This window comes from Aminobacter aganoensis, from assembly GCF_014206975.1.
Lineage (GTDB): Bacteria > Pseudomonadota > Alphaproteobacteria > Rhizobiales > Rhizobiaceae > Aminobacter > Aminobacter aganoensis.
Genome location: NZ_JACHOU010000002.1, coordinates 492,380 through 513,596 on the forward strand (window position 1 = coordinate 492,380; position 21,217 = coordinate 513,596).

Consider the following 21,217-nt stretch of genomic DNA (forward strand, 5'->3'; position numbering starts at 1 on the left):
TTCTCCTTGACCGTCACTCGCCTGGACGTTCGATCGCAAAAATCGCGCTGCGCGCCGGCACGGCGAACTGGTTGTCGACCGGCCTTGTCCCGCTTGCCGCCGGCAGCCACTGGAAGCCGGGACGATCCGGCAGCCGAAAGGCGGCGTCGCGCCGCGCGCCGTTGATCATGACGGCGAGCCGGCCTGCCAGGGCAGTTCCGCTTCCAAGCAGCATGGTCAGGCGATGCCGGTCGGGCTCGCGCCAGTTGGCGTCGGTCATCGACCGTCCCGTTTCCGTCAGCCATTCCACATCGGATACATCCGAGCCATGCCTGGGCGCGCCGGTCAGGAACTCCACTTCGGCCAGCGCGGGCATCTCGCGCCGGAGCCTCGAAAGGTCGGCGACGAAATCCTCGAGCGCGACGTCCCGGTCAGCCCAGTCCAGCCAGGTCAGCTCGTTGTCCTGGGCATAGGCATTGTTGTTACCATGCTGGCTGCGGCCGAACTCGTCGCCCGCGGTCAGCATGATCGCGCCGCGCGAGGCAAACAGTGTGGCCAGCATCGCACGCACGTCCCGACTGCGCTCGGCGGCGATCTCGGGATCCCGGCTTTCGCCCTCGACACCGTTGTTCCACGAGAAGTTCTCGTTGTGGCCGTCGTGATTGTGCTCGCCATTGGCCTCGTTGTGCTTGCGTTCGTAGCGCACGATATCGGCCAGCGTCATGCCGTCATGGGCGGCGACGAAATTCACCGTGCGCGTCTGCGCACCGCCGCCGAAGATGTCGGACGAACCCGCAAGCCGTGTCGCGAGCGCGCCGACCATGCCGCGGTCGCCGCGCCAGAAGCGCCTGACGTCGTCGCGATAACGATCGTTCCACTCCAGGAATTCAGACGGGAAGCCACCAAGGCGATAGCCGTTGTGGCCGATGTCCCACGGCTCGGCGATGAGGATGCGGTCGCCGATGACCGGGTCCTGCCGCATGGCCTGGAGCAGCGGTGCATCGGCCCTGAACTCACCACCGACCCGTCCGAGTACGGGCGCGAGATCGAAACGGAAGCCGTCAATGCCGGCATGGACGACAAAATGCCTGAGACTGTCGAGGATCATCTCCTGCGCCACCGGATGGTCGCAGGCGAGCGTGTTGCCGGTCCCGGTATCGTTGGCGTAGCGGCCGGGGTCGTCGACCGCGGCGCGATAATAGGCGCGATTGTCGAGACCACGCAGAGAGAGCGTCGGCCCGAATTCGTCGCTTTCGGCCGTATGGTTGAAAACGAGATCGAGGATGACGCCGATGCCGGTTGCGTGGAGCGCTGCCGTCGTCGCGCGCAGGTCGTCCATTCCGCCGGGTGCCAGGCGGGGATCGAGCGCCATGAAGGTGACGGGATTGTAGCCCCAGGAATTGCTGAGCCCCAGCGCCGGCAGGTGGCGCTCGTCCATCGTCGCCGTCACCGGCATGAGTTCGACAGCCGACACCCCGAGCCGCAGGAAATGGTCGATGACGACCGGCTCGGCCAGGGCGCGGATCGTACCGCGAATCTTCTTCGGGATGGTCGGATGGGCCGTCGAGAAAGCCCGCACCGGCACCTCGTAGATGAGCCCGCCCGGCGTGAAGGCGGGTGCGGTGGTCGACGCGGCTGGCAGCCTCGCCGCCACCGCCTTGGGCATCAGGTCGGCGGTGTCGCCGCCCTGGCCTCTTCCCGCCGCCAGCCGCCCGTCATGGCGATAGGCCCTGTCAATTCGAGCGGCATAGGGATCGACCAGCAGCTTGTCCGGATCGAACCACTGGCCTTCGTCGGGCGCATAGGGCCCGTCGGCGCGGAAGCCGTAGCGCGTTCCCTCGGGCAAGCCGGCCACCGACAGCGCGAAAACGCCGTCGCCCGCGCGCTGGAGTTCCAGCCTGTCGGTCTCGGACTTGCCGACCGCATCGAACAGCGACACCCAGATGCGCTCGGCAGCACCGGACCAGGCGGCAAAACGGATGCCGCCTTCGGATACGGTCGCGCCGAACCGCGGCCGATATGCAGCCGCACCGTCTGCTGGCATCAGGTGATAACGCTCGGCTTGTCGCGGCCGGTGTGACTGCGGATGCCGGCAATGTCCTCGGCAGCCTGGATCAGGTCGGCAAGGGCGGCCTGCGTGTCGAGCCCGTGCCGTGCAGGGTCGGGCTCGTAGCGCTCGATATAGACACGCAATGTGGCACCCGAGGTGCCTGTGCCCGACAGCCTAAAGACGACGCGCGAGCCGCCTTCGAACAGGATGCGGATGCCCTGGTTTTTGCTCACAGAGCCATCGACAGGATCGTGGTAGGCAAAGTCGTCGGCACTGGCGATCTTCATGCCCTGCACACTCGTCCCCGTCAGCGAGTCAAGCTTGCCCCTGAGTTGGTCGACCAGCGCGTTGGCGCGGTCGGTCTCGACCTCCTCGTAGTCGTGGCGTGAATAATAGTTGCGGCCATAGGTCGCCCAATGCTTGGAGGCGATGTCCTTGGCACTCTCGCCGCGCACGGCCAGGATGTTGAGCCACAGCAGCACGGCCCACAGACCGTCCTTCTCGCGGACATGATCGGAGCCGGTGCCGGCACTCTCCTCGCCGCAAATCGTCGCCATGCCGGCGTCGAGCAGATTGCCGAAAAACTTCCAGCCGGTCGGCGTCTCGTACATGCCGATGCCGAGCTTCTCGGCCACCCGGTCGGCGGCCCCGCTGGTCGGCATCGAGCGCGCGATGCCCTTGAGCCCGGACTTGTAGCCCGGTGCGAGATGGGCGTTGGCGGCCAGCATCGCCAGCGAATCCGACGGCGTGATGAAAATGCCGCGGCCGATGATCAGATTGCGGTCGCCGTCGCCGTCGGAGGCCGCGCCGAAATCCGGCGCGTTCGGCCCCATCATCTCGTCATAGAGATGCTTGGCGTGGACCAGATTCGGGTCCGGATGGTGGCCGCCGAAATCCTCCAGCGGCACGAAGTTGCGCGCCGTGCCCTCGGCAGCACCCAGCCGGCGCTCGAGGATTTCCTTCGCATAAGGGCCGGTCACGGCATGCATGGCGTCGAAGCGCATGCGGAAGCCCGACTTGAACAGTGCGCGCAGGGCGTCGAAATCGAACAGCTTCTCCATCAGTTCGGCATAGTCGGCCACCGGGTCGACGACCTCGACCTTCATGCCGCCAACCTCGAAGGTGCCGAGCTTGTCGAGATCGACCGCGCTGACATCGGCGATCTTGTAAGCCGTGATCGCCTTGCTGTGCGCGTACATCGCGTCGGTCAGCTTTTCCGGCGCCGGACCGCCATTCTCGGCATTGTACTTGATGCCGAAATCCTCGTGCGGACCGCCGGGATTGTGGCTGGCCGACAGGATGATGCCGCCGAAAGCCTTGCGCTTGCGGATCAGGTTCGAGGCAGCCGGCGTCGACAGGATGCCCCCCTGCCCGACCACCACGCGGCCAAAGCCGTTGGCCACCGCCATGGCGATGACCTTCTGGATCACCTCGCGATTGTAGAAGCGGCCGTCGCCGCCGACGACCAGCGTCTTGCCGGCAAAGCCGTCGAGCGCGTCGAACACCGACTGGATGAAGTTCTCGGCATAGTTCGGCTGCTGGAAGACAGGCACCTTCTTGCGCAGGCCTGACGTGCCGGGTTTCTGGTCGCCATAAGGCGTGGTGGATACGGTGCGAATCATTCAGGCATCCCTTTTTGAGAGAAGCTTGCGGTAAAGTGCGGCATATTTCTGGGCGCTGCGGTCCCATGACACATCCGACTTCATTCCCTGCTTCTGGATCGCGGCCCAGGCGGCCGGGTCGGCATAAAGCGCGTTGGCCCTGAGGATGGCGTGGTGGAAATCGCCCGCGTTCTCCGGCGCAAACTGGAAGCCTGTCGCTACCCCTGCCGTGACCGCAGCCTCGTTGGCGTCGATGACGGTGTCTGCAAGGCCGCCGGTGCGCGCGACGATCGGCACGCAGCCGTAGCGCAGGCCATAGAGCTGGGTCAGGCCACAGGGCTCGAAGCGCGACGGGATCAGGATGCCGTCGGCACCGCCCTGCAACTGGTGGGAAAGCCCCTCGTCATAGCCGATGACGACACCGACCCGGCCACGATGGCGCGCAGCCGCAGCCAGCAATGCGCCTTCCAGACCCGCGTCACCCGAGCCCAGGATCGCCAGTCGCGCGCCGGAGCCGATCACCGGATCGATGATCGACGCCAGGATGTCGATGCCTTTCTGCCAGGTCAGGCGGCTGACGACGCAATAGATCGGGCCGTCGTCGCGGTCGAGCGTCATGCGCTCCTCGATCGCCCGCTTGTTCGCCTTGCGCCCCTTCAGGCTCTTGGCCGTGTAGGTGGCGGCGAGATGTTTGTCCGTCTCGGGGTTCCAGATGTCGTCGTCGATGCCGTTGACGATGCCGGAGAGATCGGGCGAGCGCAGGTTGATCAGCCCGTCGAGCCCCATGCCGAAGGCCGGCGTCCGGATCTCCTGGGCATAGGTCGGGCTGACGGTGGTGATCGCCCAGGCCGCCTGCAGGCCAGCCTTGAGGAAGCCGACGCCGCCATAATATTCGACGCCGTCGAGCGCCATCGCCTGCTGCGGCAGGCCGAGGCCGGCAAAGATGTTGACGCCGAACTGACCCTGGAAGGCCAGGTTGTGAACCGTCATCACCGACGGCACCTGTGTCGCCTCGCCGTAGCGCATGTAGGCCAGCGTCATCGCCGACTGCCAGTCATGGGCGTGCACGATATCGGGCTTGTAATCCTTGGCCGCGCCGGCGGCGATATCGGCGCCGACACGCCCCAAGGCCGCGAAGCGTCGCCAGTTGTCCTGCCAGTCGGCGCCGGTGGCATCGCCATAGGGACCACCCGGCCGGTCGAACAGGTGCGGCGCATCGAGCACAAGCAGGTCGAGGCCCGCCACCTCCGCCGCATGCAGCGTTGCCTTGCCGCCGTGCAGGGCGGTGTATTGATGAACCGCCTTTTTCTTCTTCAGCGCGCTCATCACGACAGGATAGCCCGGCACCAGGCTGCGCATGCCGACGCCGAACCCCGCGAGCGCTTGGGGCAGCGCACCGGTGACATCGGCCAGCCCGCCGGTCTTGATCAGCGGGAAGATCTCGGGCGTGACCGAAAGCACCTGCACCAGTTACGACTCCAGCCTGTTGATCATGTCCTGGGTAATCAGGCAGATTCCCTTTTCCGAGACGCGGAAGCGCTTGGCGTCCAGCACCGGGTCCTCCCCGACGATCAGCCCCTCGGGGATGTGCACGCCGTGGTCGATGACAACGCGGCTGAGCCGGGCGTTGCGGCCGACATGGCAGGCCGGCAGCATCACGACATCCTCGAGCGTGGCGTAGGAATTGATCCGCGCGCCGGTGAAGATCAGGCTGCGCTTCAGCGAGGCGCCGGAAACGATGCAGTCGCCGGACACTAGCGAAGAAACCGCCGAGCCGCGCCGGCCATCCTCGTCATGGACGAACTTCGCCGGCGGCGTCAGTTCCGAATAGGTCCAGATCGGCCAGTCGCGATCATAGAGGTCGAGTTCAGGCGTGATGTCGGTCAGGTCGATGTTGGCTTCCCAGTAGGCGTCGACCGTTCCGACATCGCGCCAGTAGGCCTCCGCCTCGGTGCTCGAGCGTACGCAGGACTTGGCGAAGCGGTGCGCCACGGCTTTGCCGTGCTGGACGATGTAGGGAATGATGTCCTTGCCGAAGTCGCGGCTCGATTCCGGCTCGTTGGCATCGCGTCGCAGCTGCTCCATCAGGAGCTTGGTCTTGAAGACATAGATGCCCATCGAGGCGAGCGCGTAGTCGGGCTTGTCGGGAATGCCGGGCGGGTCGGCAGGCTTCTCGATGAAGGAAATGATGTTGTCTTTCTTGTCGACGTGCATCACGCCGAAGCCGGTGGCTTCCATGCGCGGCACTTCGAGGCAGCCGACGGTGACGTCGGCGCCGGCATCGACGTGCTGGCGCAGCATCAGCTCGTAATCCATCTTGTAGATGTGGTCGCCGGCGAGGATGACCATGTATTCGGGGCCGTAGGCCTCGATGATGTCGATGTTCTGGTAGACCGCGTCGGCGGTGCCTTCGTACCATTGCGTTTCCGAGACGCGCTGGCTTGCCGGCAGGATGTCGAAACTCTCGTTTCGCTCCGGCCTGAGGAAGTTCCAGCCGCGCTGCAGGTGGCGGATCAGCGAATGCGCCTTGTACTGGGTGGCGACGCCGAGGCGGCGGATACCCGAGTTCAACGCGTTGGACAGCGCAAAGTCGATGATGCGGGTCTTGCCGCCGAAATAGACGGCGGGCTTGGCGCGCCGGTCGGTCAGCTCCTTCAGGCGGCTGCCCCGGCCGCCGGCAAGCACATAGGCCATGGCATCGCGCGCCAGCGGCTGGTTTCTCTTCAGTTCCATGCCATCCTCCCTGCTCAGTCCGCCACAAACTCGAGCATGACCGTCGCCAGCGGCGGCAGGAGCAGCGTCGCGGCCGCCTCTCCTCCGTCCACCTGCCTGGCGGTGACCATGCCGCTGTTACCCTTGCCCGACCCGCCATATTCCAGCGCGTCGGAATTGAAGATTTCACGCCACTTGCCCGGTTGCGGCAGCGGCACCCGGTAGTTATTGCGCAGAACCGGAGTGAAGCTTGAAATCACGGCGATCGGCGCGCCGCCCGGCGCCTTGCGCAGCCAGGCGAAGACCGAGTTGGCGGCATCGTCGACGATCAGCCATTCGAAGCCTTCCGGCTCGCAGTCACGCGCGTGCAGTGCCGGGCGCGAGCGGTAGAGGTAGTTGAGGTCGCGCACCAGCTGTTTCACGCCGCGATGCGGGGCGAAGTCGAGCAGGTTCCAGTCGAGCGCCCGGGCCTCGCTCCATTCCGAACGCTGGGCGAACTCCTGGCCCATGAACAGCAGCTTCTTGCCCGGATAGCCCCACATGAAGGCATAGTAGGCGCGCAGGGTCGCAAACTTCTGCCAGTCGTCACCGGCCATCTTGCTGAGCAGCGTGCCTTTGCCGTGCACGACCTCGTCATGGGACAGCGGCAGGACGAAGTTCTCGCTGAAGGCGTAAAGCAGTCCGAAGGTGATTTCATTGTGGTGGTGCTTGCGATGAACAGGCTCCTTGGAGAGATACTCCAGCGTGTCGTGCATGAAGCCCATGTTCCACTTGAAGCCGAAGCCGAGCCCGCCTTCATGCACCGGCTGCGACACCTTGGGCCAGGACGTCGATTCCTCGGCGATCGTCATCACGCCGGGATGGGCACCATAGACGGCGGCATTCATCTTCTGCAGGAAACGCACCGACTCCAGGTTCTCGCGGCCGCCGAACTCGTTGGGGATCCACTCGCCTTCCTTGCGGGAATAGTCGAGGTACAGCATCGAGGCCACCGCATCCACGCGCAGGCCGTCGACATGGTATTTCTCGGCCCAGAACAGGGCGTTGTTGACGAGGAACGAGACGACCTCGCGCCGGCCGAAATTGTAGATCGCCGTGTTCCAGTCGGGATGGAAGCCCTGGCGCGGGTCGGCATGCTCGTAGAGTGCGGTGCCGTCGAAATGCGCCAGGCCGTGCTCGTCGACGGGGAAATGGGCCGGCACCCAGTCGAGGATGATGCTGATGCCCGCCTGGTGGGCACCGTCGACAAACCGCGCGAAGCCATCGGGGTCGCCGAAACGGGCGGAAGGCGCATAGAGCCCGGTCGTCTGGTAGCCCCAGGACGGATCGTAGGGATGCTCGGAGATCGGCAGGAATTCGATATGGGTAAAGCCCATCTCCGCCGTATAGGGGATGAGCCGGTCGGCCATCTCGTCCCATGACAGGAAGCTGCCGTCGTCGCGGCGCTGCCACGAGCCGGCATGCACCTCGTAGATGCTGATCGGCTCGCGCCGATGGTCGGCTGCCTTCCAATGGGCGCGGTGCTTGCCGTCGGCCCATTCGTGGGCCTGGGGCCTGTCGGTAACCGACGCGGTGGCGGGCCTCAGTTCCGAGCGGATGGCGTAAGGGTCGGCCTTGAGCGGCAGCCGGACGCCACGGGCGCCGATCAGTTCGAACTTGTAGGGGCGGCCCGGGCCGATGTCGGGAATAAAGATCTCCCAGATGCCGATGTCCTGGCGCAGGCGCATCGGGTGCCTGCGACCGTCCCAGTCGTTGAACTCGCCGACCACCGAGACGCGATGGGCATTGGGCGCCCAGACGGCAAAATGCGCGCCATCGACGCCTTCATGCGAAATCAGATGGGCGCCGAGCTTGTCGAACAGCCTGAGATGCGAACCCTCCGAAATGAAGTAGTCGTCCATCGGCCCCAGCACCGGGCCGAAACTGTAGGGATCGGTGAGCCACCAATCGCCGTTGCCATTGCCGGCGTGCAGTTTGAGCGGCTGGCGCTTGCGGATCGACAGCTTGCCTTCGAAGAAACCGGCATCGTTGCGGCGCAAAAGCTGGCCGCACGCCTTGCCTTCGAGCGTATGGGCGGTCACCGTTTCGGCATGCGGCACGAAACAGCGTGCCAGGAAGCCCTTGCCCGACTGCTGGAGCCCGAGCACCGCGAACGGGTCGCCATGGGTGCCGTTCACGATCGCCTCGATATCGCCATCCGTGGCTCTGTCGAGCTCCGGTTTCGTTTCGGCGGCCGCGCCGGGCTTCAGCATGTTTCGGTGTCCCCTCCCAAGGCTTCGTGCGAGGTCAGTTCATGCAATCACATCAGGCCGGTACGTTCCAGATTTCTTTGGCATATTGGCGGATGGTCCGATCGGAGGAGAACCAGCCGACACGGGCGACGTTGCGGATGGCGCGGGCATGCCAGTCGGGGCTGTCGCGCCAGACAGTGTCGACCTGGCGCTGTGCGGCGGCGTAGGAATCGAAATCGGCGGCGACCATGAACCAGTCATGCTGGTAGAGACCGTCCATCAGTTCGCGATAGCGGGCCGGATCGTCGGGCGAGAACACGCCGGACGAGATCGCGGCCACCGCCTGCTTGAGTTCGGGCGAACCGTCGATCACGGCGCCCGGCTGGTAGCCGCTGCTGCGGCGCTGGGCGACCTCCTCGGTGGTCAGGCCGAAGATGAAGATGTTGTCGTCGCCGACATGTTCCTTGATCTCGACATTGGCGCCGTCGAGCGTGCCGATGGTCAGCGCCCCGTTGAGCGCGAACTTCATGTTGCCGGTGCCAGAGGCTTCCATGCCCGCGGTCGAAATCTGCTCCGACAGGTCGGCCGCCGGCATCAGGATCTCGGCGGCGCTGACATTGTAGTTCGGCACAAACACGACCTTCAGCAGGCCCCGCACGGAGGGGTCGCTGTTGACCACCCTGGCAACGTCATTGGCCAGTTTGATGATCAGCTTGGCATTGTGGTAGCTGGGTGCTGCCTTGCCGCCGAAGAATTTCACCCGCGGCGTCCATTCGCGTTCGGGGTGCGAGCGGATCTGGTCGTAGAGCGCCACCGCCTCGATGATGTTCAGCAGCTGGCGCTTGTATTCGTGGATGCGCTTGATCTGGATGTCGAACAGCGCCGACGGATCGACCCTGATCCCCAGCCGTTCGCCGACGAGGTTGGACAGCCGCTCCTTGTTGACGCGCTTGACGTGGGCGAACTTCTCCCGAAACGCGGCGTCGCCTGCGAACCCGTCGAGTTCGCGTATCGCCTCGATATCGTCGAGGAAGCGGTCGCCGATAGCCTCGCGCGCCAGCCCGGTCAGCCCGGGATTGCACTGGATCAGCCAGCGGCGCGGCGTGATGCCGTTGGTCTTGTTGTTGATGCGCTTGGGATAGAGGCCGTGCAGGTCGGCGAACACCGTTTCCTTCATCAGCTCGGTGTGCAGCGCCGACACGCCGTTGACGCTGTGCGAGCCGGCAAAGGCGAGGTTGCCCATGCGGACGCGACGCTCGCCGTTCTCCTGGATCAGCGAGATACGGCTGATCTGCTCACCGCTGAAGCGGCCGGTCGCCCTGGCTTCCAGCAGGACCTCGGCGTTGATCGCATAGACGATCTGCATGTGACGCGGGAGGAGCCGCTCGAACAGCGGCACCGGCCAGCTTTCGAGCGCTTCCGGCAAAAGCGTGTGGTTGGTGTAGGCGAAGGTCCGCTTGGTGATGTCCCAGGACGTGTCGAAGTCCATGCCATGCACGTCCATCAAGAGACGCATCAGTTCGGGCACGGCGACGGCGGGATGGGTGTCGTTGAGGTGGATCGCCGCCTTGTCGGGCAATGACTTCAGATCGCCATACTTGCTGATGTGGCGCTGCAGGATGTCCTGCAGCGAGGCGGTCGAGAAGAAATACTCCTGCCGCAGCCGCAGTTCCTGGCCGGCCTTGTGCGAATCCGCGGGATAGAGCACGCGCGACAGCGCATCGGCCTTGTTGCTTTCGGCCAGCGCGCCGATGTGGTCGCCGGCATTGAACTTGTCGAGCAGGATCGGGTCGAGCGGCATGCCCGACCACAGCCGCAGCGTGTTGACACGCGCGCCGCGCCAGCCGACGACAGGCGTGTCGTAGGCAACGGCCAGGACGCGATCGGTGGGTTTCCAGACGTGGCGCTCGAGCCTGCCGTCCGGTGCGGTGACCTGCTCGACCGAACCGCCGAAACCGACCTCGAAGGCGCGTTCGCGACGCTCGAACTCCCAAGAATTGCCGTGTTCGAGCCAGGTTTCAGGCAGTTCGACCTGCCAGCCATCGTGGATTTCCTGGCGGAACATGCCGTTGGCGTAACGAATGCCGTAACCATGGGCCGGAATGTCGACGGTCGCCATGCTTTCCATGAAGCAGGCGGCGAGCCGGCCAAGGCCGCCATTGCCGAGTGCCGCATCAGGCTCGAGCTTGGCGATGACGTCGAACTCGACGCCGAGCGAGGCAAGCGCCTGGCGCATTGCGTCCATCAGGCCAAGATTGGAAAATGCATCGCGCATCAGGCGGCCGATCAGGAACTCCAGCGAGAGGTAATAGACCCGTTTGGCGCTCTGGTCGTAGGCCTCCTTGGTGGAAGAGATCCACTCGTCGACGATGCGGTCGCGCACGACCTTGATCGAAGCGGTCAGCCAGTCATAGTCGGTCGCGACCGTGGCATCCTTACCGAGCCGGTACTTCAGCGCGCTCAGGATTTCGGCAGCCAATGCCTCGGGGCTCGTGTCGCCAAGCGGCGGCTGAGGAATCTTCGTGGTCACTGCGCGGGTCATCTCGCCTCTCGCATATTGTTCGGCCACCCTTGACTTGCCTCGCCTGCCGACACCTGACCTCCCGCATTCATTTTAGCCATCCCGAATGCGATCTCAATCGATTTAAATCTCCGCGTCAATATCTCGCGGCGCGGAGATCTGAGGTTGTACCCGGCCGGTCAGGCGGCGATTGCTGCCTCCGGCGGTGCCTTGGCTCCGGTCATGAAGGCCACGGCATCCGACATGGTGTATTCCTTCGGATCGATGACCGTCAGCCGGCGCCCGAGGCGATGGATGTGGATGCGGTCGGCAACCTCAAAGACATGCGGCATGTTGTGCGAAATCAGCACGATCGGCAGGCCGCGCCGCTTCACGTCGAGGATCAGTTCGAGCACGCGGCGACTTTCCTTGACGCCGAGCGCCGCCGTCGGCTCGTCCATGATGACGACCTTGGAGCCGAACGCCGCGGCTCGTGCCACCGCCACGCCCTGGCGCTGGCCGCCGGAGAGCGTCTCGACCGCCTGGCTGATGTTCTGGATGGTCATCAGGCCAAGCTCGGTCAGCTTTTCGCGCGCCCGCTTTTCCATCGCGCCCCGGTCGAGCATGCGGAACCAGTTGCCGAGAATGCCTGGCTTTCGGATTTCGCGACCGAGGAACATGTTGTCGGCGATCGACAGCGCCGGCGACAAAGCGAGATTCTGGTAGACCGTCTCGATGCCGGCGTCTCGCGCCTCCATCGGCGACTTGAAGTTCACCGGCTTGCCTTCCAGCAGTATCTCGCCCTCGTCGGGCGTGACGGCGCCGGAGATCGCCTTGATGAGCGACGACTTGCCGGCGCCATTGTCGCCGATGACGGCGAGAACTTCGCCGGGATAGAGGTCGAAGTCGGCATTGTTGAGGGCGGTGACGCGGCCGTAGCGCTTGACCAGCCCGCGGGCGGTGAGAAGAGGTTCGGTAGCCATCAGCCTGCAACCTTTCTGATCCACTGGTCGATCGCGACCGCGATGATGATGAGGGTGCCGATCAGCAGATAGGTCCACTGCGGGTCGGTGCCGATGAGGCGAAGGCCGAGCTGGAAGACGCCGACGATCAGCGCGCCGAACAGCATGCCGAGGATCGATCCGCGCCCGCCGAACAGCGAGATGCCGCCGATCACCACCGCGGTGATGGATTCGATGTTGGCGAACTGGCCTGCCGTCGGCGACACGGAGCCGATGCGGCCGATCAGCATCCAGCCGCCGAGGGCACAGATCAGACCGGAGATGACGTAGACCGAGATGAGGACCCTGTTGACCCGCACGCCGGAAAGCTGGGCGGCTTCGGGATCATCGCCGATGGCGTAGACATGCCGCCCCCAGGCGGTGTGGTTCAGGATGTACCAGAGGACAGCCACCAGCAGCACCATGGCGACAACGCCATAGGTGAACACGGCATTGCCGAGGCGGAAATTCGCACCGAAGAACTGGAGGATCGGCGCCTGGGTCTCGATATCCTGGGCGCGGATCGTCTCGTTGGCCGAGTAGAGGAAGTTCGTCGCCAGAACGATTTGCCAGGTGCCGAGCGTGACGATGAACGGCGGCAGCTTCATGTAGGAGACGAGCGCGCCGTTGATCCAGCCGCACAGCGCGCCGACGGCGAAGCCGCACAGGATCGCCAGCGACGGCGGCAGGCCGTAGCGGAAGGTGAACTGGCCCATCACCACCGACGACAGCACCATGATGGCGCCGACGGACAGGTCGATGCCGGCGGTCAGGATAACCAGCGTCTGGGCGGCGCCGATGATGCCGGTGATCGCCACCTGCTGCAGGATCAGCGTCATCGAGAAGGCCGAGAAGAACTTGCCGCCGATGATCAGGCCGAAAAGCACGATCGAGGCCACGAGCACGATGAGCGGCACCGCGGCCGGATTGGAATGCAGGAAATGCTGGATCTTCTCGATCGGCGAACGCGTATGCGTGTCGAAGCTGGCCACTGACGTGTCGCTGCCCGAGAGAACCTTCTCGAACTCTTGCGGCCGCCTGGCATCTGCCGAAGCGTCAGTCATGTCGATTTCCTCCGATGAGGGATTTCATATCCCCCTTGTAGGAAGGGCGACCAAGGGGCCGCCCTTCGTCTGCAAGGAGTGTCACGCCGTCAGGCGGTCAGATCAACCCCAGCACTTCTCCAGGCCGGTCTTGACGTCGATGGATTCCACGCCGGCGGCCGGCTTGTCGGTTACCAGCGAAACGCCGGTGTCGAAGAAGTCCTTGCCTTCGGTCGGCTTGGGCTTCTCGCCGCTGTCGGCGAACTTCTTGATCGCCTCGATGCCGAGTGCGGCCATCATCAGCGGATATTGCTGCGAGGTCGCGCCGATGACGCCGTCCTGGACGTTCTTGACACCCGGGCAGCCGCCGTCGACCGAGACGATCAGCACGTTCTTCTCCATGCCGACGGCCTTGAGCGCCTCGTAGGCACCGGCAGCGGCAGGCTCGTTGATGGTGTGCACGACATTGATGCCGGGATCCTTCTGGAGAAGGTTTTCCATGGCCTTGCGGCCACCTTCTTCGTTGCCGTTGGTGACGTCGTGACCGACGATGCGCGCGTCGTCTTCGTCGCCGATCTTGTTGGCGTCCTTCACGTCGATGCCGAAGCCCATCATGAAGCCCTGGTCGCGCAGGACGTCGACGGTCGGCTGCGAGGGGGTCAGGTCGAGGAAGGCAACCTTGGCGTCCTTGGCCTTGTCGCCGAGCGTGGCGGCGGCCCACTGGCCGATCAACTTGCCGGCGAGCAGGTTGTCGGTGGCGAAGGTGGCGTCGGCAGCATCTGCCGGCTCGAGCGGGGTGTCGAGCGCGATGACCAGGATGCCGGCGTCGCGCGCCTTCTTGATCGTCGGCACGATGCCCTTGGTGTCGGACGCGGTGATCAGGATGCCCTTGGCGCCGTCGGCGATGCAGGTCTCGATCGCCGCGACCTGGCTTTCGCTGTCACCGTCGATCTTGCCGGCGTAGCTCTTCAGTGTCACGCCGAGCTCGGTTGCCTTGGCGGTGGCACCTTCCTTCATCTTGACGAAGAAGGGATTGGTGTCGGTCTTGGTGATCAGGCAGGCGCCAACCTCGGCGGCCGAAGCCGGCGCGGCTATGCTTGCGAGCGCGGCAACGGCCGCACCAAAGACAGTCGTCTTCAGAACTGAAAATTTCATCTGGTACTCCTCCAAACCAAACCATGCGAGCCCGATCAGCGGGCTTCGCCCCGGATGCTCGTTCACTCTTCCCAGTCGAGTATCCGGCACCGACGAAACACCAATCGAGATCGGCTGTCAATAATTAAATCACTCTTATTTATTATTGACAGGATTGCAGTCGGCCCGCATTCTGTCCCAAAAGAAAAGTCTGAAATTGACGGGAGGAAGCCGGTGGAGGCCGGAAGTTCGAGGCACGGTTCGCCGGACGCTGCTGAAAGCCAGCAACTGCGCGGCACCAACCAGAGCGGCATGCGCGATCACAATGAACGGCTGGTGCTGTCGCTGGTCAGGCAGAGCGGCGCGCTGGCCAAATCCGACATTGCGCGCATGACCGGCCTGTCGGCGCAGACAGTCTCGGTGATCATGCGCGAATTGGAGGTCGAAGGGCTGCTGCTACGCCAGGAGCCCATCCGCGGCAAGATCGGCCAGCCATCGATCCCGATGGCGCTCAATCCCGAGGGAGCCTTCTTCATCGGCCTCAAGATCGGCCGTCGCAGCGCCGAACTCGTGCTCATCGACTTCCTCGGCAAGACGCGCGCCATGCTGCAGAATTCGTATGGCTACCCCACTCCGCGCGACACGATCGACTTCGTCAGATCGGGCATCGCCCAGATGCGCGCCAGCCTGACGCGGGAACAGGACCAGCGCATCGCCGGGCTCGGCGTCGCCATGCCGTTCGAGCTGTGGAGCTGGGTCGACACGGCGGGTGCGCCGCGCGAGGTCATGGACGAATGGCGCAACCGCGACATCCGCGCCGATCTGCAGACGCTGTTTTCCTTCCCCGTCTACGTGCAGAACGACGCCACCTCCGCCTGCGGCGCCGAACTGGTGTTCGGCGATATCGGCGCCTTGCGCGACTTCGTCTATTTCTACATCGGCGCCTTTGCCGGCGGCGGTGTCGTGCTGAACGGCAGGCTCTACAGCGGCCCGACCGGCAATGCCGGCGCGCTCGGCTCGATGCCGGTGCCAGGCCCGGGCGGGAGGCCGACGCAGCTCATCGACGTCGCCTCGATCGCGGTGCTCGAAAAAGCGCTGAACGCGAAGGGCATCGAGGCGTCCTATCTCTGGACCTCGCCCGAGGAGTGGCGCGACCTCGGCCCTGAACTCGACGGCTGGATAGCGACCGCATCGGACGCGCTGGCCTACGCGATCGTCGCGTCGGCCTCGGTCATCGATTTCGAAAGTGCGGTCATCGACGGCTGGATGCCGCCGGCGATCCGCACCCGCCTGGTGCAGGCGGTGCAGGCGGCAATCGGCAAGATCGACGTCGAAGGCCTGCGCATTCCGTCGGTGCGTGAAGGCACGGTGGGCATCCACGCGCGCGCGCTGGGCGGCGCCAGCCTGCCGCTGTCGGAACGCTTCCTCATCGGCTCGACGGCGCCGTCGCGGGGGGTCTGATCGTGCTCATCGGCATTCCCCCCCTGCTCGGCCCGGACCTGCTGTTCACGCTCCGCGCCATGGGCCATGGCGACGAAATCGCCATCGTCGACGGCAATTATCCCGCGCTTGAGCATGGCCGCCGCGTCATCCGCGCCGACGGCCTCGACCTGATCCCCGTGCTCGACGCCGTGCTTCAGGTGCTGCCCGTCGACGATTTCGTGCCGCAGGCGATCTTCCGCTCCTCGGTCAAGGGCGACCCTGCCCTGCACGACCCCGTGCACGGTGAGATCGAGGCGGTGTGCGCCCATCGCGCGCCCGGCTTTTCGGTCGTGCCGCTCGCCGGCGACGCCTTCTACAGCCGCGTCAAGACGGCCCACACCATCATCGCCACAAGCGAACCAAGGCTTTACGCCAACATCATCGTCCGCAAGGGCGTCATCTACCCGAAGGGAACCGGCAAGCCATGATCCTGTGCTGCGGCGAAGCGCTCATCGACATGCTGCCCCGGCACAGTGCGGCCGGCGAACCGTCCTTCGCACCTTATGCCGGCGGCGCCATCTTCAACTCGGCGATCGCGCTCGGCCGCCTCGGCGTGCCCACCGAATTCTTCTCCGGCCTGTCGTCCGACCTGTTCGGCCAGCAGATTCGCGAGGTGCTTGCGGCAAGCGATGTCGGCTCGCGCTATGCCAACCTGTCGGGCCGCCCGACGACGCTGGCCTTCGTCCGGCTCGACAACGGCCATGCCACCTACACCTTTTACGACGAAAACACCGCCGGGCGGATGCTGACCGAGGCCAACCTGCCCACGCTCGGCGACGACATCGACGCCCTGCTGTTCGGGGCGATCAGCCTGATCCCGGAACCCTGCGGCTCAGCCTACGAAGCGCTGATGAAGCGCGAGCACAAGAACCGGGTGACGATGCTGGACCCGAACATCCGGCCGGGCTTCATCCAGGACAAGCAGGCGCATCTCGAACGGATGCGGCGGATGCTCGGCATGGCCGACATCGTCAAGCTTTCGGACGAGGACCTGGCCTGGTTCGGCGAAACCGGCAGCCATGACGAGATCGCCGCCAACTGGCTGCTCAAGGGTCCAAAGCTGGTGATCGTCACCAAGGGCAGCAAGGGCGCCACCGCCTACAGCGCCCGGCACACGGTCTCGGTGACGCCCGAAAAGGTGACCGTGGTCGACACGGTCGGCGCCGGCGACACGTTCAACGCGGGTGTCCTTGCCGCCCTGCATGAACAGGGCGCCCTGACTAAAGGTGCCGTCGCCGCCCTTTCGGAATCAGCCATCGAAGCAGCACTTTCGCTCGGGGCACGGGCAGCGGCGGTGACCGTGTCGCGGGCCGGCGCAAACCCGCCATGGCGGCGCGAACTGGCCTGAAACGGACGTTTTCCGGCGATTTAGCCGATCACTTTATGTTTCGCATCGCCAAGCCGGCTCAACGGCCGGCGCGCAAAACCCCATGTTTTCCGCCGATTTGGGCGCGAAATCGCTGCAACCGAAAGTAACAAGAACCGGAGCCGCGCCAAGGATGCCGCAGGGGGCTCGGCTGTTTCGGACTCAGCAACTCTGCTATCAGCGGCCCGAAGAAACGATTGGGTTTTTGGGGCCATCATGCAGTTCATCGATCTCGGCGCGCAGCGCGAACGAATCCGCGACCGTCTGAAGGCGGCTATCGACAAGGTTGTCGATGACGGCCGCTACATTCTCGGCCCTGAAGTCACCGAATTCGAGAACCAGCTGGCAAAGTATGTCGGCGTCAAGCATGTCATCGCCTGCGCCAACGGCACCGATGCGTTGCTTCTGCCGCTGCTCGCCTCCGGCATCGGCCCGGGCGATGCCGTCTTCGTGCCGAGCTTCACCTTTGCCGCGACCGCCGAGGTGGTGGCCCTTGCCAAGGCCGAGCCGGTCTTCGTCGACATCGAACCCGACACCTACAACATCTCGATCGAGAGCCTGGAAGCCGCGATCGCCATGATCAAGGCGGAAGGCCGCCTCAAGCCGAAGGCGATCATCCCGGTCGACCTGTTCGGCATCGCCGCCGACTATGCGGCGATCGACGCCATCGCCAAGCGCGAGAACCTCCTCGTCATCGAGGACGCCGCCCAGTCGATCGGCGGCTCGCAGGACGGCAAGATGTGCGGCGCCTACGGCCATGTCGCTTCCACCAGCTTCTATCCGGCCAAGCCGCTCGGCTGCTACGGCGACGGCGGTGCGATGTTCACCAACGACGACGAATTCGCCGCGCGCCTGCGTTCCTTCGCCTTCCACGGCAAGGGCGAGACCCAGTACGACAACATCCATGTCGGCCTGAACTCACGTCTCGACACGCTGCAGGCGGCGATCCTGATCGAGAAGCTCGCCATCCTCGAGGACGAGATGCAGGCACGCGCCCGTATCGCCCAGCGCTACGCCGACGGCCTCGGCGACGTGGTGAAGGCCTCGCGCGCGCCGGCCGGCGGTCGTTCCGCCTGGGCACAATATGCCATCGAGACCGCCGACCGCGATGGCCTCAAGGCCCACCTGCAGGCCGAGGGCATCCCTTCGGTCATCTACTACGTGAAGCCGCTGCATGTGCAGGTGGCCTACAGCCACTATCCGCGCACGCCGGGTGGCCTGCCGGTGTCCGATGCAGTCCCGGGCACTATCCTGTGCCTGCCGATGCATCCCTATCTCAGCGAGGCCGACCAGGACCGGATCATCACCACGATCCGCAACTACGTCGGCTCCAACTCGGCCAAGATCGCGGCCGAGTAAGACGCCGCTTCCCGATCAGAACTTGAAGGCCGGATCGACGATCCGGCCCGTCGAGACGAAGTGCGGGTTGGCGAAGTCGTCCTCGCCGGCCTGGTTGCGCTTGCCATAGACGAGCGGTTCGCCGTCGAGCGTGTGGGTGATCCCGCCGGCCGCGCGCAGCACGGCATCGCCTGCGGCGGTGTCCCATTCCATCGTCCGGCCGAAGCGCGGGTAGATGTCGGCCTCTCCGGCCGCCACCAGGCAGAACTTCAAGGACGAACCGACAGACACGATCTCGGCCGCCGCGACCTTCTTGATGAAGGCATCGGTTTCCGGCGTCCGGTGCGAGCGGCTGGCGACGATGGTCAGCGGCTGGCGGCCCTCGCGCACGTGAACGCGACGGCGCTCCGAGACGGCCTCGCCGTCACGGGCCTCGAAGGCTTCCGCCCTGCCCGGCCGGCCGGAGAAGAAGCGCCCCGTGCAAGGCGCGTAGACGACGCCGATCTCCGGCGCTCCGCCCCGGATCAGCGCGATGTTGACGGTGAAATCGGTATGGCGCCTGACGAATTCCTTGGTGCCGTCGAGCGGGTCGACAAGAAAGAAAACCTGACCGAGCTCTGGCGGGACGATGCCCTCGGCCGTCTCTTCTTCGGCAACGCAAGGGATGTCCGGAAACGCCGAGCGCAGGCCCGCCAGGATCACGCGTTCCGCCGCGCGATCGGCTTGTGTCACCGGCGAGGCGTCGGCCTTTTCCTTCACCGAGATGTCGGAATGGAAGACGTCCATGACCGCCCGCCCGGCATCCAGTGCCAGGCGTTCGATCACTTGCAGGATGGCTTCGTCAGATGCCGCCGCCGTCGTCGTATTGGTGTTCTGCAATGTCTCGCTCATTCAGCCAGGCCTCGACCGCCTCGACCATCTCTTCAGGGGTCTTGCCGAGGGTCTGGAGATGAATCTCAGGATTCTTCGGCGTTTCATAGGGCGAATCGACACCGGTGAAATTCTTGATCGCACCGGCCAGCGCGCGCGCATAGAGACCCTTCGGGTCGCGCTTGGCGCATTCCTCGAACGGCGTATCGACGAACACCTCGACGAACTCGCCCTGTCCCATCAGTTCGCGCGCCATGCGGCGCTCGGCTCGGAAGGGCGAGATGAACGAGACGATGACGATCAGGCCGGCATCGGCCATCAGCTTGGCGACTTCGGCGACGCGGCGGATGTTCTCGACCCGATCCTCGTCGGTGAAGCCGAGATCGCGGTTGAGGCCGTGGCGGACATTGTCGCCATCGAGCACGTAGGTGTGGCGCCCGGTGGCGTGCAGCTTCTTTTCCAGCAGGTTGGCGACCGTCGACTTGCCGGAGCCCGACAGGCCGGTGAACCACAGCACCGCCGGGCGCTGGTTCTTGAGGTCGGCACGCGCCTTGCTCGTCACGTCGAGCGACTGCCAGTGGATGTTCTCCGACCGGCGCAGCGGATGCAGGATCATGCCGGCGCCGACGGTGGCGTTGCTGATCCGGTCGATCAGGATGAAGGCGCCAGTGGTGCGGTTGTCGGCGAAGCTGTCGAAGGCGACAGGCGACTGGGCCGAAATGTTGCAGACGCCGACCTCGTTCATCTCCAGCGACTTCGCCGCCTCATGGGCGAAATCGTTGACGTTGATACGGTACTTGAGATCGGTGACGGTGGCGCTGGCCTGGTCGGTCTCGGTGCGCAGGATGTAGGAGCGCCCGGGAAGCAGTGCCTGCTCGTCGAACCAGACGACATTGGCGGCGAACTGGTCGGCGACATGCGGCCGTGCCGCAGGCGCCACCAGCAGATTGCCGCGGGAAACCTCGACCTCGTCTTCGAGCACGATGGTGACGGCCTGGCCGGCAACCGCCGTGCGCAGGTCGCCGCCCTGGGCGACGATGCGCTTGACCGTGGAGGGTTTTCCCGACTTGGCGACGACGATCTCGTCGCCCTGTGAGACCGAGCCTGAAGCGATGGTGCCGGCGAAGCCACGAAAATCGAGGTTGGGCCGGTTGACATATTGCACCGGGAAGCGGAACGGGCGCTCGGCAGCTTCTTCCTCGACGACCACCGACTCGAGATGCTCGATCAGCGTCGGGCCCGAATACCAGCCCATCTTGTCCGAGCGCCGGGTGACGTTGTCGCCAAAGCGCGCCGACATCGGGATCGGCACTACCGACTTGAAGCCCAGGCTCTCGGCAAAGGCGGCGTATTCGGCCGTGATGCGGTCGAATACCTTCTGGTCGAAGCCGACGAGGTCGATCTTGTTGACCGCGACGACGATGTTCCTGATGCCGAGCAGCGAGGCGATGATCGAGTGGCGCCGCGTCTGGCGCAAGACGCCCTGTCGCGCGTCGACCAGCACGATGGCAAGATCTGCCGTCGAGGCGCCGGTCGCCATGTTGCGCGTGTACTGCTCGTGGCCGGGCGTGTCGGCGACGATGAACTTGCGCTTCGGCGTGGCAAAGAAGCGGTAGGCGACGTCGATGGTGATCCCCTGCTCGCGTTCGGCTTCCAGCCCGTCGACCAGCAGCGCGAAATCGACATCCTCGCCCGTGGTGCCATGCTTGCGGGAATCGCGTTCCAGGGCCGCGAGCTGGTCCTCGAAGATCTGCTTGGTGTCGGACAAAAGCCGGCCGATCAGCGTCGACTTGCCGTCATCGACCGAACCGCAGGTCAGGAAGCGCAGGAGCGACTTCTGCTCCTGGCCGGCGAGATATTCGCGGACGCTTTCTGCAGCCTCGACCTTGTTTGCCAGTGCGTGCCGCATG

15 protein-coding genes are annotated in these 21,217 nt (G+C 64.9%); 4 read left to right on the forward strand and 11 right to left on the reverse strand.

What is annotated here, in order from left to right; all coding sequences use genetic code 11:
* Positions 1-13: 13 nt before the first annotated feature.
* From glgX to GGR00_RS06545, 9 genes are all read right to left on the reverse strand, one after another.
* Positions 14-2,023 carry a glycogen debranching protein GlgX gene (gene glgX, locus GGR00_RS06505; protein ID WP_184698663.1) on the reverse strand — a complete coding sequence of 670 codons (2,010 nt, stop codon included), beginning with the start codon at positions 2,021-2,023 and terminating at the stop codon, positions 14-16.
* Positions 2,023-3,651, reverse strand: a complete 1,629-nt coding sequence (locus GGR00_RS06510) for an alpha-D-glucose phosphate-specific phosphoglucomutase (RefSeq protein ID WP_184698665.1) — start codon at positions 3,649-3,651, stop codon at positions 2,023-2,025. The genes glgX and GGR00_RS06510 overlap by 1 nt, the downstream gene beginning before the upstream one ends.
* The gene (glgA, locus tag GGR00_RS06515) at positions 3,652-5,097 is read right to left on the reverse strand and encodes a glycogen synthase GlgA (RefSeq protein ID WP_184698667.1); all 1,446 of its coding nucleotides are present in this window, start codon (positions 5,095-5,097) and stop codon (positions 3,652-3,654) included.
* A 3-nt stretch (positions 5,098-5,100) separates the two neighbouring features.
* Positions 5,101-6,363, reverse strand: coding sequence for a glucose-1-phosphate adenylyltransferase (glgC, locus tag GGR00_RS06520; protein ID WP_184698669.1), 1,263 nt, complete (start codon positions 6,361-6,363; stop codon positions 5,101-5,103).
* Between the two features lie 14 nt (positions 6,364-6,377).
* The gene (glgB, locus tag GGR00_RS06525; RefSeq protein ID WP_184698671.1) at positions 6,378-8,594 is read right to left on the reverse strand and encodes a 1,4-alpha-glucan branching protein GlgB; all 2,217 of its coding nucleotides are present in this window, start codon (positions 8,592-8,594) and stop codon (positions 6,378-6,380) included.
* A 52-nt stretch (positions 8,595-8,646) separates the two neighbouring features.
* Positions 8,647-11,115 (reverse strand): glycogen/starch/alpha-glucan phosphorylase, encoded by a 2,469-nt coding sequence (locus GGR00_RS06530; protein WP_184698673.1) that lies wholly within the window; start codon positions 11,113-11,115, stop codon positions 8,647-8,649.
* 158 nt (positions 11,116-11,273) lie between these two features.
* Positions 11,274-12,056 (reverse strand): ATP-binding cassette domain-containing protein, encoded by a 783-nt coding sequence (locus GGR00_RS06535; RefSeq protein WP_055978347.1) that lies wholly within the window; start codon positions 12,054-12,056, stop codon positions 11,274-11,276.
* Complete coding sequence (locus GGR00_RS06540) at positions 12,056-13,138, reverse strand: ABC transporter permease (RefSeq protein WP_055978346.1); 1,083 nt, start codon at positions 13,136-13,138, stop codon at positions 12,056-12,058. Before GGR00_RS06540 ends, GGR00_RS06535 begins: the two co-directional genes overlap by 1 nt.
* A gap of 102 nt (positions 13,139-13,240) precedes the next feature.
* On the reverse strand, positions 13,241-14,272 hold the full coding sequence (locus GGR00_RS06545; RefSeq protein WP_184117345.1) for a sugar ABC transporter substrate-binding protein: 1,032 nt from the start codon (positions 14,270-14,272) through the stop codon (positions 13,241-13,243).
* 213 nt (positions 14,273-14,485) lie between these two features.
* Between GGR00_RS06545 and GGR00_RS06550 the strand changes: the two genes are divergently transcribed.
* The 4 genes from GGR00_RS06550 (at position 14,486) to GGR00_RS06565 (ending at position 18,458) form a co-directional block, all read left to right on the forward strand.
* Positions 14,486-15,712, forward strand: coding sequence for an ROK family protein (locus GGR00_RS06550; protein ID WP_184698675.1), 1,227 nt, complete (start codon positions 14,486-14,488; stop codon positions 15,710-15,712).
* Between the two features lie 2 nt (positions 15,713-15,714).
* Entirely contained in the window at positions 15,715-16,161 is a 447-nt protein-coding gene (locus GGR00_RS06555) for an RbsD/FucU domain-containing protein (RefSeq protein WP_184698677.1), read from the forward strand.
* A complete protein-coding gene (locus GGR00_RS06560; RefSeq protein WP_184698679.1) occupies positions 16,158-17,081 on the forward strand; it encodes a carbohydrate kinase family protein in 924 nt (307 codons plus the stop codon). Before GGR00_RS06555 ends, GGR00_RS06560 begins: the two co-directional genes overlap by 4 nt.
* A 234-nt stretch (positions 17,082-17,315) precedes the next feature.
* Positions 17,316-18,458, forward strand: a complete 1,143-nt coding sequence (locus GGR00_RS06565; protein WP_184698681.1) for a DegT/DnrJ/EryC1/StrS family aminotransferase — start codon at positions 17,316-17,318, stop codon at positions 18,456-18,458.
* Positions 18,459-18,473: 15 nt separating this feature from the next.
* Here the strand turns inward: GGR00_RS06565 and cysQ are convergent, their stop codons facing one another.
* Positions 18,474-19,328 carry a 3'(2'),5'-bisphosphate nucleotidase CysQ gene (cysQ, locus tag GGR00_RS06570; protein ID WP_156381309.1) on the reverse strand — a complete coding sequence of 285 codons (855 nt, stop codon included), beginning with the start codon at positions 19,326-19,328 and terminating at the stop codon, positions 18,474-18,476.
* Positions 19,279-21,216 (reverse strand): sulfate adenylyltransferase subunit CysN, encoded by a 1,938-nt coding sequence (gene cysN, locus GGR00_RS06575; protein WP_184698683.1) that lies wholly within the window; start codon positions 21,214-21,216, stop codon positions 19,279-19,281. Before cysN ends, cysQ begins: the two co-directional genes overlap by 50 nt.
* Position 21,217 lies beyond the last annotated feature (1 nt).

What these genes read in the sequence shown, in the direction of transcription:
- glgX (WP_184698663.1), bottom strand. Translation starts at nt 2,023, where the DNA reads ATGCCAGCAGACGGTGCGGCTGCATATCGGCCGCGGTTCGGCGCGACC.
- GGR00_RS06510 (WP_184698665.1), bottom strand. Translation starts at nt 3,651, where the DNA reads ATGATTCGCACCGTATCCACCACGCCTTATGGCGACCAGAAACCCGGC.
- glgC (WP_184698669.1), bottom strand. Translation starts at nt 6,363, where the DNA reads ATGGAACTGAAGAGAAACCAGCCGCTGGCGCGCGATGCCATGGCCTAT.
- glgB (WP_184698671.1), bottom strand. Translation starts at nt 8,594, where the DNA reads ATGCTGAAGCCCGGCGCGGCCGCCGAAACGAAACCGGAGCTCGACAGA.
- GGR00_RS06530 (WP_184698673.1), bottom strand. Translation starts at nt 11,115, where the DNA reads ATGACCCGCGCAGTGACCACGAAGATTCCTCAGCCGCCGCTTGGCGAC.
- GGR00_RS06535 (WP_055978347.1), bottom strand. Translation starts at nt 12,056, where the DNA reads ATGGCTACCGAACCTCTTCTCACCGCCCGCGGGCTGGTCAAGCGCTAC.
- GGR00_RS06540 (WP_055978346.1), bottom strand. Translation starts at nt 13,138, where the DNA reads ATGACTGACGCTTCGGCAGATGCCAGGCGGCCGCAAGAGTTCGAGAAG.
- GGR00_RS06545 (WP_184117345.1), bottom strand. Translation starts at nt 14,272, where the DNA reads ATGAAATTTTCAGTTCTGAAGACGACTGTCTTTGGTGCGGCCGTTGCC.
- GGR00_RS06560 (WP_184698679.1), top strand. Translation starts at nt 16,158, where the DNA reads ATGATCCTGTGCTGCGGCGAAGCGCTCATCGACATGCTGCCCCGGCAC.
- GGR00_RS06565 (WP_184698681.1), top strand. Translation starts at nt 17,316, where the DNA reads ATGCAGTTCATCGATCTCGGCGCGCAGCGCGAACGAATCCGCGACCGT.
- cysQ (WP_156381309.1), bottom strand. Translation starts at nt 19,328, where the DNA reads ATGAGCGAGACATTGCAGAACACCAATACGACGACGGCGGCGGCATCT.
- cysN (WP_184698683.1), bottom strand. Translation starts at nt 21,216, where the DNA reads ATGCGGCACGCACTGGCAAACAAGGTCGAGGCTGCAGAAAGCGTCCGC.